10 protein-coding genes are annotated in these 12,729 nt (G+C 69.4%); 6 read left to right on the forward strand and 4 right to left on the reverse strand.

Annotated elements, in window-relative coordinates; genetic code table 11:
- Positions 1–20: 20 nt before the first annotated feature.
- Positions 21–2,501, forward strand: a complete 2,481-nt coding sequence (locus ACFV6H_RS07610; RefSeq protein ID WP_385539535.1) for a ThuA domain-containing protein — start codon at positions 21–23, stop codon at positions 2,499–2,501.
- Between the two features lie 74 nt (positions 2,502–2,575).
- The gene (locus tag ACFV6H_RS07615; RefSeq protein WP_385539805.1) at positions 2,576–4,741 is read left to right on the forward strand and encodes an OmpL47-type beta-barrel domain-containing protein; all 2,166 of its coding nucleotides are present in this window, start codon (positions 2,576–2,578) and stop codon (positions 4,739–4,741) included.
- A gap of 75 nt (positions 4,742–4,816) precedes the next feature.
- Here ACFV6H_RS07615 and ligD read toward each other — a convergent pair whose 3' ends face one another.
- Entirely contained in the window at positions 4,817–5,833 is a 1,017-nt protein-coding gene (gene ligD / locus ACFV6H_RS07620) for a non-homologous end-joining DNA ligase (protein ID WP_385539537.1), read from the reverse strand.
- Between the two features lie 122 nt (positions 5,834–5,955).
- Between ligD and ACFV6H_RS07625 the strand changes: the two genes are divergently transcribed.
- Positions 5,956–7,020 (forward strand): ATP-dependent DNA ligase, encoded by a 1,065-nt coding sequence (locus ACFV6H_RS07625; protein ID WP_384791466.1) that lies wholly within the window; start codon positions 5,956–5,958, stop codon positions 7,018–7,020.
- Between the two features lie 33 nt (positions 7,021–7,053).
- Here the strand turns inward: ACFV6H_RS07625 and ACFV6H_RS07630 are convergent, their stop codons facing one another.
- From ACFV6H_RS07630 to ACFV6H_RS07640, 3 genes are read right to left on the reverse strand one after another with little or no spacing between them, the layout of a single operon-like run.
- Positions 7,054–7,509, reverse strand: coding sequence for a YchJ family protein (locus ACFV6H_RS07630; RefSeq protein ID WP_385539539.1), 456 nt, complete (start codon positions 7,507–7,509; stop codon positions 7,054–7,056).
- 41 nt (positions 7,510–7,550) lie between these two features.
- Positions 7,551–8,423, reverse strand: coding sequence for an SMP-30/gluconolactonase/LRE family protein (locus ACFV6H_RS07635; protein ID WP_385539541.1), 873 nt, complete (start codon positions 8,421–8,423; stop codon positions 7,551–7,553).
- A complete protein-coding gene (locus ACFV6H_RS07640) occupies positions 8,420–9,190 on the reverse strand; it encodes an IclR family transcriptional regulator (protein ID WP_384975216.1) in 771 nt (256 codons plus the stop codon). Before ACFV6H_RS07640 ends, ACFV6H_RS07635 begins: the two co-directional genes overlap by 4 nt.
- Positions 9,191–9,377: 187 nt before the next feature.
- On the opposite strand from ACFV6H_RS07640, the gene ACFV6H_RS07645 reads away from it, so the two are divergent.
- The 3 genes from ACFV6H_RS07645 to ACFV6H_RS07655 all read left to right on the forward strand — a co-directional run bounded on the left by ACFV6H_RS07645 (position 9,378) and on the right by ACFV6H_RS07655 (position 12,729).
- Positions 9,378–10,541, forward strand: a complete 1,164-nt coding sequence (locus ACFV6H_RS07645; protein ID WP_385539544.1) for a mandelate racemase/muconate lactonizing enzyme family protein — start codon at positions 9,378–9,380, stop codon at positions 10,539–10,541.
- Positions 10,538–11,578, forward strand: a complete 1,041-nt coding sequence (locus ACFV6H_RS07650; protein WP_385539546.1) for a zinc-binding dehydrogenase — start codon at positions 10,538–10,540, stop codon at positions 11,576–11,578. The genes ACFV6H_RS07645 and ACFV6H_RS07650 overlap by 4 nt, the downstream gene beginning before the upstream one ends.
- A 173-nt stretch (positions 11,579–11,751) precedes the next feature.
- The gene (locus ACFV6H_RS07655; RefSeq protein ID WP_385539548.1) at positions 11,752–12,729 is read left to right on the forward strand and encodes a hypothetical protein; all 978 of its coding nucleotides are present in this window, start codon (positions 11,752–11,754) and stop codon (positions 12,727–12,729) included.

The raw sequence follows: 12,729 nt of genomic DNA on the forward strand, positions 1-12,729 counted from the left end.
ACAGAGGGGTGGGTGAACACATGCAGCGCGCACCACATCACCGGTCTAGATCCAGGCGCGGAATGGCCGCGGCCCTGGTGGCCGGCGCGATGGCGGCGTCACTGCTGGGCGGCACCGCCGCATCGGCCAAGCCGTACCCGGAGCCGCCTTCGACAACGTTGTCCCTTCCGTCACCTCCGGGCGGAAAGACCGTCAAAGTCCTTGTCTTCCATGCCTCGGCCACCGAGGAGTCACCGATCGTCAACGCCGGGATCGAGGCCATCGAGGCCATCGGTCTGTCGGGCCCCACGGCCGGCCGGTTCAAGACAGAAGCGACGGACGACGGTTCCGTCTTCACCAATGCGACCAAGCTGGGCAAATATAACGCGGTCGTCTTCCTCACCGGCGGCGGCGATGTGCTCGATCCCGAGCAGGAGGCCGGGCTGGAGGCGTATGTGGAGGCCGGTGGCGGCTTCCTCGGTATCCATGACGCGGCCCGTACGGAGCCGTACTCGGACTGGTTCACCGGGCTGATCGGCGCCCGGCCCACCGGAGCTCCCACCACGGTGCAGCGCGCGACCGTCGAGGTCGGTGACCGTATCAATCCGGCCACGAAGAACCTTCCGCTCGAATGGAAGCGGCCGGACAAGTGGTTCAACTGGTCGGCCAACCCGAGCGGCAAGGTGCACACCGTCGCCCGCGTCAGGGAGGCCAGCTACCAGCCGGGCACCGGAGCCAACGGCGCGGACCACCCCATCTCCTGGTGCCGTGACTACGACGGCGGCCGGTCCTTCTACACCGGCATGGGCGGTACGCCCGAGTCGTACGCGGAGACCGACTTCCGCGACCATCTGCGCGGCGCCCTCCAGTGGACGACACGGCTCTCACAGGCCGACTGCAAGGCGACGATCGACAGCAACTACCGGGCCGAGCGCGTCACCCAGGCGAACCAGCCCGGTCAGCAGGACCAGATCGGCGAGCCGCACGGACTGGTCGTGGCGCCCGACGGACGCGTGCTGTACATCGGCCGCGGCGGTGGCGACAACGCCGCTCCCGTGGTGACCGACTGGAACAATCCGGAGATCGGCAAGGGCCTGGGCCAGATCCATGTCTACGATCCCGCGACGAAGAAGGTGACGCTCGCGGGCGCGCTGACGGTCTTCGGCAACAAGGGCGGCGGCGACGAGCTGGTCAAGGTCGAGGAAGGGCTGCTCGGTATCGAGCTGGACCCGAAGTTCGAGACCAACGGCTGGGTGTATCTGCACTACACACCGCACTCCCAGCTCAACCGTGACACGCAGATGGCCGAGCGCCGTGTCTCCCGCTTCACGCTGGACCTGGCGACCAACAAGCTGGATCTCGCCTCCGAGAAGGTCCTGCTGAAGTGGCCGGTACAGGTCCACAGCTGCTGCCACGCGGGCGGCGGTATGGCCTGGGACTCCAAGGGCAACCTCTACATCGCGACCGGCGACAACAACTCGTCCGGCTTCAGCGACGGTTACTCGGGCAACAACCCGCAGCCCAACTACAAGGGCGTCTCCTTCGCCGACGCGCGCCGCACGGCGGGCAACACCAACAATCTGAACGGAAAGATCCTCCGTATCCACCCGGAGCCCGACGGCACGTACACCCTGCCCGCGGGGAATCTGTTCACGGGCGAGGAGATGGACGAGGGCGGCGGCAAGACGCGCGGCGAGATCTATGTGATGGGCGTGCGCAACACGGCACGTATCTCCATCGACAAAAAGACCGACATCCTCTACGCGGGCTGGGTCGGTCCCGACGCGGGCTCGCCAAGCACCGTCTGGGGCCCGGCGAAGTACGACACGTTCTCCGCGATCACCAAGGCGGGCAATCACGGCTGGCCGTTCTGCATGGGCAACAACCAGCCCTACCGGGACCGCAATCTGCCCGACCCGTCCAAGCCGCTGGGCTGGTACAACTGCAACGCGCCCAAGAACGAGTCGCCCAACAACGACGGTCTGGTGAATCTGCCGCCCATCACGCCGAACACCATCTGGTACTCACCGCAGGGCGGCGCTCCGGACTATCCGCGTGACGCCAACGGCATCCCGAGCTACAAGCCCGCCGAGGCAAAATACCTCCTGCCATGGCTCAAGGGCGGCGGCCAGGCGACCATGGACGGCCCGGTCTACCGGTACGACGCACAGAGCACCAGCGCGGTCAAGTGGCCGGAGTACTGGGACGGCAAGTGGTTCGTCGGTGACTTCTACGACGCGACGGACAGCCCGCGCCACGCGGTGCTGACCGATCCCAAGACCGTCGGCAAGGGCGGTCTGCCGGTGCACGCCGAGACCCTGAAGAAGATCATCCCGGTCGGTCAGGGCGGTATCCGCAACCTCATGGACTGGAAGTTCGCGCCGGACGGCTCGCTCTATGTCCTCGACTACGGGCGCGGCTTCTTCACCTCCGACTCCCAGTCCGCGCTGTGGCATGTGACCTACAAGGGCGGCGAGCCGACTCCGGCCGCCTCCGACCTGGCCAGGAAGGCGACGCAGTGAGACATCGATCCCATCGTTCCCTCCTCAGGTATCGCCCGCTACGAGTGTGGACGGCCCTGGTGGGCGCGTTCCTGATGGTGCTGGGCCTGACGTCGACGGCGGCGTACGGCCGGCCCGTCGATCTGACGGGCGGCGGGAAGGCGGCAGCCGCGGCCCAGGTGCTGACCTGGACGGCCGGCGACCCGATCGACCGTTATCTCAGCTTCCCGACCACCGCGCTGGCCGGGCCGACCACGATCGTCTTCGAGAACAGCGAGGCCACCGGCAACACCACGGGAATGCCGCACACACTGACCTTCGATGTGTCGGATCCCGAGTACAATAACGATGTCTCGCTGAACATCCTGGCCAATCCCAGTGACGCCAACGGCGGGAAGTACACCGCCGAGGTCAATCTGACACCGGGCAAGTACCGCTTCCGCTGCTCCATCCCTGGGCACGGCCAGATGACCGGTGTGCTCACCGTGACCGAGGTCGGCCCGGGAGACACCACCGCTCCGACGACCAACGCCACGGTGGCGGGCCAGCAGAACGCCGACGGCGCGTACGTCGGCTCGGCGACGGTGTCGGTGACGGCGACCGACGAGGGCTCCGGTGTGGCCACGACCGAGTACGCGGTCGGGGCCGACGGACCGTGGCAGCCGTACACCGCTCCGGTGGTGGTCGACCAGGTCGGCAGCCATACGATCCGGTACCGGGCCACCGACCAGTCGGGGAATGTGGCGGCCGAGAAGTCCGTCGCCTTCACCGTCGTGGCCCCGCCGACCGATGACACGACCCCGCCGGAGACCTCGGCGACCGTGAGCGGCGAGCGGAACGACGCGGGCAACTATCTGTCGATGGCCACGGTCACCGTCACCGCCTCGGACACCGGCTCGGGCGTCAACACCATCGAGTACGCGCTCGGCGCCGGCGGCGCCTGGCAGCCGTACACCGCGCCGGTGATGGTGCATCAGGTGGGCACGCACACGGTCCGCTACCGCGCGACCGACAAGGCGGGCAACGCGGCGGCCGAGAAGTCCGTCGCCTTCACCGTCGTGGAGCCACCGGCTCAGGACACCACCGCGCCGGTGACCTCGGCGGCCGTGACCGGTGAGAAGAACGCCAACGGCGCGTTCATCACCAGCGCCAAGGTGACGCTCACCGCGACCGACGCCGAGTCCGGTGTCGACAAGGTCGAGTACTCCCTCGACGGCGGTCCGTACCTCGCGTACACGGTTCCCGTCATCGTCGACCGGGTCGGATATCACACGTTCGCGCACCGCGCGACCGACAAGGCGGGCAACACCTCGCAGGCCAAGCAGGTGTCGTTCACCATCGCGCAGGGCGGCGGCGTTCCCGCGCCCAACTGCCCGGAGTACGACGAGCGGCTGACGGTCATCGTCGGCACGGTCGACTCGGGTGTGCCGAACCGGCTGACCCGTAGCCGGTGCACCATCAACGAGCTGATCGAGGACGAGCGGGAGTGGACCTCGCAGGCCCTCTTCCTCAAGCATGTCGACACCGTGCTCGACAAGCTGCTCGCCGACAATGTCATCGACCAGCGCGAGTTCAACAAGATAACCAAGGCCGCGAAGCAGTCCAAGATCGGCAAGCCCGGCCAGACCGAGGGCTATCGCGATCTCTTCGACGGCACGGCGGAATCGCTCGCCAAGTGGGAGCAGGTGGGAGGCGGCCGGTTCGCGCTCTCCGGCGACGGTGCGATCACCAGCAGCACCACCGTCGAGGGCATGGGCATGCTGTGGTTCCCGGAGCGCAAGTACGGCGACTTCTCGCTGAAGCTCCAGTTCCGTGACGACGCTCCGGGCAACGGCAACGCCAACGGCGGTGTCTTCGTCCGCTTCCCGTATGTCCACAACCACCCGGAGGAGTCCCGGCCCGAGTGGGTCGCCATCAACTACGGGCACGAGGTCCAGATCCTCGACCGCCCGGACGGCGACATGTACAAGACCGGCTCGATCTACGGCTTCGACCGTGTGGGTCTGGGCAACGCGGGCGTCACTCCGAAGGGCACCTGGAACGACTACGAGATCCGGGTGGTCGACCAGCACTACACGATCCTGCGCAACGGTGTGGTGATCAACGAGTTCGACAATCTGGGCGGGCAGACGTTCACTCCGCCGCGCGCCGGTGACCCGGGCACGGACGGCCGGCGGTACGCCACCGGCTATGTCGGGCTCCAGGTCCACGGCACGACGGATGTGATCTCGTACCGCAGCATCCGGATCAAGGAGCTGTAGCCCCCGGCTGACGGCTCATGCGCGTACGCCGTGCCCCCTTCTCCGGCGGAGAGGGGGGCACGGTGCCGTCCCGCGCTACTTCTCGTCCTGCCGCTTGGCCCGGCTCGGCTGGACGCGCTTGGGCTCTCCCGGCATCTTCGGATAGTCCGGCGGATACGGCATGTCGCCGAGCCCATGGTCCTGTTCCTGCCGCTCGGCCAGCTCCAGCAGGCCCTCCAGACCGAACGCCCGCTCCGCCATGTCCGCGTGCACATCGCCCATCTCGCCGAAGCGCACCGGCATGGTCGCCACATCGAAGTCGTCCGGTGCGACCTCGTCCAGCTCCGCCCAGCGCAGCGGCGCGGAGACCGGAGCGCGCGGCCGGGGACGTACGGAGTAGGCGGAGGCGATGGTGCGGTCGCGGGCGGTCTGGTTGTAGTCGACGAAGATGCGCTCGCCGCGCTCCTCCTTCCACCACGCGGTGGTCACCCGGCCCGGCATCCGCCGCTCCAGCTCACGGCCGATGGTGATGGCGCAGCGGCGGACCTCGGTGAAGGTCCAGCGCGGTTCGATGGGGATGAACACATGCAGACCACGGCCGCCGGAGGTCTTGGGCCAGCCGTGCAGTCCCTGTTCCTCCAGAAAGCCGTGCAGCTCATGGGCGGCTCTGACCGCGTCCTTGAAGTCCGTGCCCGGCTGCGGATCCAGATCGATACGCAGTTCGTCGGGATGGTCGGTGCGGCCTCTGCGTACCGGCCAGGGATGGAAGGTGAGACAGCCGAGATTCGCCGCCCAGAGCACGGCGGCGACCTCCGTGGGACAGATCTCGTCGGCCGAACGGCCGCTGGGGAACTCGATCCGGGCCGTGGGAATCCAGTCGGGCAGATTCTTCGGCGCCCGTTTCTGGAAGAAGGACTCGCCCTCGGCTCCCTCCGGATAGCGCTCCAGGGTGGTCGGCCGGTCCCGCAGCGCCCGCAGGATTCCCGGTCCCACGGCCAGGTAGTAGCGCGCGACATCGAGCTTGGTGAAGCCGCGCTCGGGAAAGTACACCTTGTCCGGGCTGGACAGCCGTACGGTCCTGCCGTCCGCCTCCAGCTCCACCGCTGCGCCCATGGGGGCCAGGCTAGGCCGGGCACGGGCGGACCGCACATCGGGCGGAGGGCACATCGGCCGGCCCGTGTACCAGGCGGAGCGCACATCGGGCGGCGCGCCATGTTCCCGAGCAGAATCGGGGCATGGATCTGCCGGTGATGCCTCCTGTGAAGCCCATGCTCGCCAAGTCCGTGGCCCGTATCCCGCCCGGGATGCAGTACGAGGCCAAGTGGGACGGCTTCCGGGCGATCGTCCACCGTGACGGCGACGAGGTGGTGATCGGCAGCAGAACGGGCAAGCCGCTCACCCGCTACTTTCCCGAGCTGGTCACGGTCCTGCGCGCGGAGCTGCCCGAGCGCTGTGTGGTGGACGGCGAGATCGTCATCGTCCATGGGAACCGGCTCGACTTCGACCGGCTCACCGAGCGCATCCATCCGGCGAAGTCCCGGGTGGACATGCTCGCCGAGCGTACGCCGGCCAGCTTCGTCGCCTTCGATCTGCTGGCCCTCGGCGACGCCTCGCTGCTCGACACACCGCTGGCGCGGCGCAGAGAGGCGCTGGAGGCCGCGCTGACCGCAGTCCGTCCTCCGGTCCATCTCGCGCCCGCCACCACCGATGTCGAACTGGCCGGGCAGTGGTTCGACCAGTACGAGGGCGCCGGGCTCGACGGCGTGATCGCCAAGCCGCTGGATCTGCTCTACCGGCCGGACGCCCGGCTGATGTACAAGATCAAGCACGAGCGGACCGCGGATGCCGTCGTCGCCGGATACCGCCTCCACAAGAGCGGTCCCGTGGTCGGTTCGCTGCTCCTCGGGCTGTACGACTCCGAGGGCGCCCTCCAGCATGTCGGCGTCAGTGCGGCCTTCCCGATGAAGCGCCGCGCGGAGCTGATCGAGGAGCTGGCGCCGCTGCGGATGGAGTCGGCGGAGGGCCATCCCTGGGCTGCCTGGACCGATGAGTCCGCCCATGAGAGCGCGCGGATGCCGGGCGCGCCGAGCCGCTGGTCCGGTACGAAGGATCTGTCCTGGCTGCCGCTGCGGCCCGAGCGGGTGTGCGAGGTCGCGTACGACCATATGGAGGGCAACCGGTTCCGGCATACGGCACGGTTCCGCAGATGGCGGCCGGACCGTACGCCGGAGAGCTGTACGTACGCGCAGCTGGAGGAACCGGTGCGGTACGACCTGGCGGAGGTGCTGGCGCCGCGGTGATCCTGCGGAGCCGCATGCCGTCGGCGAGCCGGCTCACTCCACGAAGGTGCCGTCCACATACACCCAGGCGCCGTCGTGCCGGGCGAAGCGGCTCCGCTCGTGCAGCACGCCCGGTGTGCCACGGTGGCTGAAGCGGGCGCGGAAGGTGACGGTGCCGGTGGTGTGGAACGGGCTGCCGTCCGTGGTCTCCAGGATCTCCAGCCCGGTCCAGCGCACCGTGGGATCGAGACCGACACCGGCGGGCCGGGTCGCGGGATCCCAGCTCTTCAGCAGATACGGCTCGTCGTGCACGGCGAAGGCGCTGTAGCGGGAGCGCATCAGCAGTTCCGCCGTGGGCGCGGTGGCGGATCCGGAGTGGAAGCGCCCGCAGCACGCGCCGTACGCGGCGGGCAGCCCGCAGGGACAGGGCGAGGCGCCGGTGACGGCGTCGGATCGGTCAGGTCGGGCGGTACGGTCAGGACGGGCGGATCGAGTGGGACGTCGGGCCATGCCTCCATTCTCGCGGACCGGGCGCCCGCCTCTCACACCGCTCAGCCCGCGAAAGGCGTTCCGGGCACTCCCTGGCCCGCGTCCGGCAGTACCAGCAGCGAGCCGGCGAGCGGATGCGGGCGCACGAGGCCCGTACGGGCCGAGGTGATGTAGAGATCCCGTAGCCCGGGACCGCCGAAGGCACAGGCGGTGGGACGCCGTACGGGCAGTTCGACGGTACGGTCCAGCTCGCCGCGCGGCGTGTACCGCCGGAGCTGGGCGCCGTCCCAGAGGGCCACCCAGACACAGCCGTCCGCGTCGACGGTGAGCCCGTCCGGAAGGCCGGCTCCGCGCTCGATCGTGGCCACGGTACTTCTGTCCGCGATCCGTTCACCGTCGACGCGGAACCGGTCGATACGGCGCGTGGGCGAATCGACGTAGTACATCGTCCGCCCGTCGGGGCTCCAGCCGGTCCCATTGCCGACCGTCACGGTGAGCGCCTCGGTGACCGTGCCGCCGGGTGCCACCCGGATCAGCGCGCCGCCGCCGTCCCTCTCGTCGTACCGCATGCTCCCGGCCCAGAGCGAGCCGTCGGGAGCGACCGCCGCGTCATTGCCGCGGCGGCCCGGGACCGGATCGTGGATCAGCCAGGAGAAGGCTCCGTCGGGTCCGTAGAGCCCGATGCCGTCCCGGAGGTTGACCACCAGACCGCCGCCGGCGCGCGGTTTCGCCGCGCCGACGTGCTGTTCGGCGAGCATGACCGTACGGCGGCCGTCGGCCGGATCGTAGGTGTGGACACGCGAGGAGAGGATGTCCACCCAGATCAGCCGGCCGGACGCGGGATCCCAGGTGGGTCCCTCACCGAGCAGGGCCGACTCCCGTACCGCCACGGCGAGTCGGGATCGCGCGCCTCCGGCCTTCGTACCCGCCCTCATGCCCGTCCCCGATGGCCGAGCCGTACGGAGAGTGTGCTCGCGCCCTTGGCAGCGAGCAGCGCCAGCTCCTCCTCGCGCTCGTCGCTCCAGCGGATCATCGGTACGGAGATGGACAGGGCGGCGACGACCCGGCCCGTACTGTCCCGTACCGGCGCGGCCACACAGCTCACATCGGGATTGGACTCCCGGTGCTCGACCGCGACACCGCGCTCCCTGATCTCCGCCAGTTCCGCGCGCAGTTCATCGGGATCGGTCACGCTGGCCGGTGTCATGGCGATGAACTCGCGCCCGGCGATGCGCAGTTCGAGCTCGGTCTCGGACAGCGAGGCGAGCAGCATCTTGCCGACCGAGGTGCAGTGGGCCGGCAGCCGACGGCCCGCGGCCGAGACCATACGGACCGCGTGGGTGGAGTCCACCTTCGCGATATAGATCACGTCGGTGTCCTCAAGGATCGCCACATGGACGGTCTCGTCGCAGGTCTCGGCGATCTCGCGGGCGACCTGTCCGCCCTCGGCGGCCAGATCGAGCTGTTCCGCGTATCGGCTGCCGAGCTGATAGGTGCGCACATCGAGGCGGTAGCGGCCCGGTTCGCCGGGGACGGGCGCCAGATACGAGCGGGCCGCGAGCGTGGTGAGCAGCTCATGCACGGTCGTACGCGGCAGTTGGAGCCGGCGGATCACCTCGGGAGCGGAGAGCGTGCCGTCTCCCTCCAGGAAGAGTTCCAGTATGTCCAGGGCCCGTGTCACCGCGGGGACCAGCCGTCCCATGGCCGACCACCCATCTCTCTCGTTCGGTACGTCGGCCACCGGCCGGAATGACGAACACAGGCTAACCGGCGCGCGACCCATTGACACCTCTCGGAGTGCCTGAATACCGTCACGCCACGATTTCGAACGTGTGACGAAATACCGAACAAGCACAAGGGGCCCACCGCGGACACGAGAGGCAACCGCCTTGCGTATTACGGGAATCAGCACACATGTCGTCGGTACACCGTGGCGCAATCTCACCTATGTCCTGGTCCATACGGACGAGGGACTCACCGGTGTCGGTGAGACCCGGATGCTCGGCAGGACCGACGCGTTGACGGGATATCTCCGCGAGGCGGAGACCAACCACCTGCGGGGATCGGACCCGTTCGCGGTCGAGGATCTCGTCCGGCGGATGAAGTACGGCGACTACGGACGGGCCGGCGAGATCGTGATGTCGGGCATCGCGGTCGTCGAGATGGCCTGCTGGGACATCAAGGGCAAGGCGCTGGGCGTGCCGGTGTGGCAGCTGCTCGGCGGAAAGGTCACCGACCGCGTCAAGGCGTACGCCAACGGCTGGTACACCACCGAGCGCACTCCGGACGCCTATCACAAGGCGGCGCGGGCGGTGGTGGAGCGCGGCTACCGGGCCCTGAAGATCGATCCGTTCGGCACCGGGCACTACGAGCTGGACCGGGCGGCGAGCAACGAGGCGGTGGCGCTGATCGAGGCGGTACGGGACGCGATCGGGCCGGACACCGAGCTGATGCTGGAGATGCACGGCCGGTTCAGCCCGTCGACGGCGATACGGCTCGCGCACGAGCTGGCCCCGTACGCTCCGGCCTGGCTGGAGGAGCCGGTGCCGCCGGAGAATCTCAAGGCGCTGGACAAGGTCGCGCGGAAGGTGGACCTGCCGATCGCGACCGGCGAACGCATCCATGACCGGATCGAGTTCAGGGAGCTGTTCGAGTCGCAGGCGGCCGACATCATCCAGCCGGACGTCGGGCACATCGGCGGCATCCTGGAGACCAGAAAGCTGGCGGCGACCGCCGAGACGCATTACGTGCTGGTCGCGCCGCACAATGTCGGCGGTTCGGTGCTGACCGCCGCGAGCCTCCAACTGGCCGCCTGCACACCGAACTTCAAGATCCTCGAACACTTCAACGACTTCGCGGACGCGGAGATCAAGAAGCTGGTCACCGGAGCTCCGCAGGTCGATCCGGCCACGGGCTGTTTCGAGGTGTCGGACGCGCCCGGTCTCGGTGTCGGATTCGACGCGGAGGCGGCGGCCGAATTCCCGCAGCGGCAGGCGCGGTTCGACCTCTGGGCCGAGGGCTGGGAGAAGCGCGAGCCGAAGGCGCCCAGGTGAGCGCGCCGGCGCGGACACCGGCGGGCGGCAGCCGGTCGGTCGTCGTCGACCGTCCCGGAGTCCATCGGCTGGTGCGCGGCGCCGAGCCCGTACCTGGGCCCGGTGAGGTACGGGTACGGGTCGCCGCCGCCGGGATCTGTATGAGCGACCGCGAGCTGTACGACGGCCGGCGCGACGCGGACCATGTGCGCTATCCGGTGGTGCCGGGACACGAGTGGGCGGGCACCGTCGATCTGGTGGGCGAGGGAGTGGATCCGGGACTGACGGACCGCGGGACGGTCGCCGAGGGCTTCCGCGCCTGTGGGACCTGCGCGCGGTGCCGTACGGGCGAGACCTCGCTCTGCGACCGCGGATACGACGAGACCGGCTTCACCAGGCCCGGCGCGTTCGCCGACCATGTCGTCGTCCCCGTACGGCTGTTGCATCCGCTGCCCGACGGCGCGGATCTGCGTGCCGCCGCCCTGCTGGAGCCGGCCGCGGTGGTCGCGGCTGCCGTACGGTCGGGCCGGCCGGAGCCGGGCGAGCGGATCGCGGTGGTGGGAGCGGGCACGCTGGGGCTGCTGGCCGTACAGCTTCTGGCCGCCTTCTCCCCCGGCGAGCTGACGGTGATCGATCCGCGCACCGAACGGACCGTACTGGCAAGGAAGTTCGGCGCGACCGAAGCGGCCACGGCGGCGGAGGCCGAGGAGCTGCGCGGGCGGTACGACCTGGTGGTGGAGACGGCGGGCGCTCCGAGCACGGCCGCCTCCTCCTGTCTGCTGGCACGGCGCGGCGGCCGGGTGGTGCTCACCGGAATGTTCACGCCCGGCGCGCGCGGTATCGATCCGGTGCATCTGTCGCTGAACCAGCTCACGATACGGAGCGTGTTCGGAGCGCCGTCCGCCGCCTGGTCCTTCGCCGTACGGGCCTTCACCACCGGCGTGCTCACTCCGGGACCGCTGGTGACGCATGAATTCCCGCTGGAGCGGTACGGCGAGGCCGTGGCGCTGGTCGGCGGAGGCGGACCGGGCACCGGAAAGGTGCTGCTCGTCCCCTGACCCGCCGCCGCTCCGGCTCCGGCCCGCCCCGGCTCCGGACAGGCCCGGACCAGCCCGGACCGAACCGGCCCGGCAGCACACCGTATCCCCATACGCCCGCCATCCCGAACCACGTTCGACATATCGAACATTCACCAACACCCGACGTGCCCACCGAACCGAAGGACTCGTCCGTGACCGAAGCATCAGCCCCCGCCCACCGCCGTCCCGGCGAGCAGGCGCTCGCCACGCTCGGCCTCGCCGCGCCCGACGACAATCCGGCGGACGCCTCGCCGCACACCTTCCCCGACGGCGGGCTCTGGCGCACCGAGATCCCTTCCGTCGAAGGACCCGAGAGCCTCTCCGTCGTCCTCCAGGAGTCCGACCGCCTCGGTGTGCCGATCCACCGGGTCAGCCAGGGCAGCGGCGTCTGGATGCTCTCCGACGCCGAGATCACCGAGATGGCCGACGCCTGCGCGGCCCGCGCGGTGGAGCTGTGTCTGTTCACCGGACCGCGCGGCACCTGGGACACCGGCGGCTCGACCCGTACGGACTCCGGCGGCGCGGGACTGCGCGCCCGTGGCCACGGCGCCATGGCCGGCTGTGTCGAGGACGCCCTGCGCGCGGCGGAACTCGGTGTGAGATGCCTGCTCGTCGCCGACGAGGGCGTGCTCTGGACTCTGCACCGGCTGCGGGCCCGAGGAGTGCTGCCCGCCGACACCACCTTCAAGGTCTCGGCGCTGGTCGGCCCGGTCAATCCGGCGTCCTACGCGGTGTTCGAGCGCCTCGGTGCCGACTCGATCAATGTGCCCTCGGATCTCACGCTCGCCCATCTCACCGAGATCCGCCGCGGCAGCCGCGCCCCGATGGACCTCTATGTGGAGGCGCCCGACGACCTCGGCGGCTATGTCCGGATGTACGAGACGGCGGAGCTGATCCGGCGTGGCGCGCCTCTCTATCTCAAGTTCGGGCTCTCGAAGTCGCCCGCCATCTATCCGTACGGCGCACAGCTCCGCGACGCCGCGCTGGGCAGTGCCCGTGAACGGGTCCGGCGCGGCCGGCTGGTGCTCGATCTGCTCGTCCGGCACGGCGCCGACGGCGGGATGTCACCGCTCGGCTCCCGGCTGCCGGGACCGCTCAGCCGCTTTCCTCTCACCCAAGACAAGGACTGA

Origin of the sequence: Streptomyces sp. NPDC059743 (genome assembly GCF_042732975.1) — a bacterium.
GTDB lineage: Bacteria > Actinomycetota > Actinomycetes > Streptomycetales > Streptomycetaceae > Streptomyces.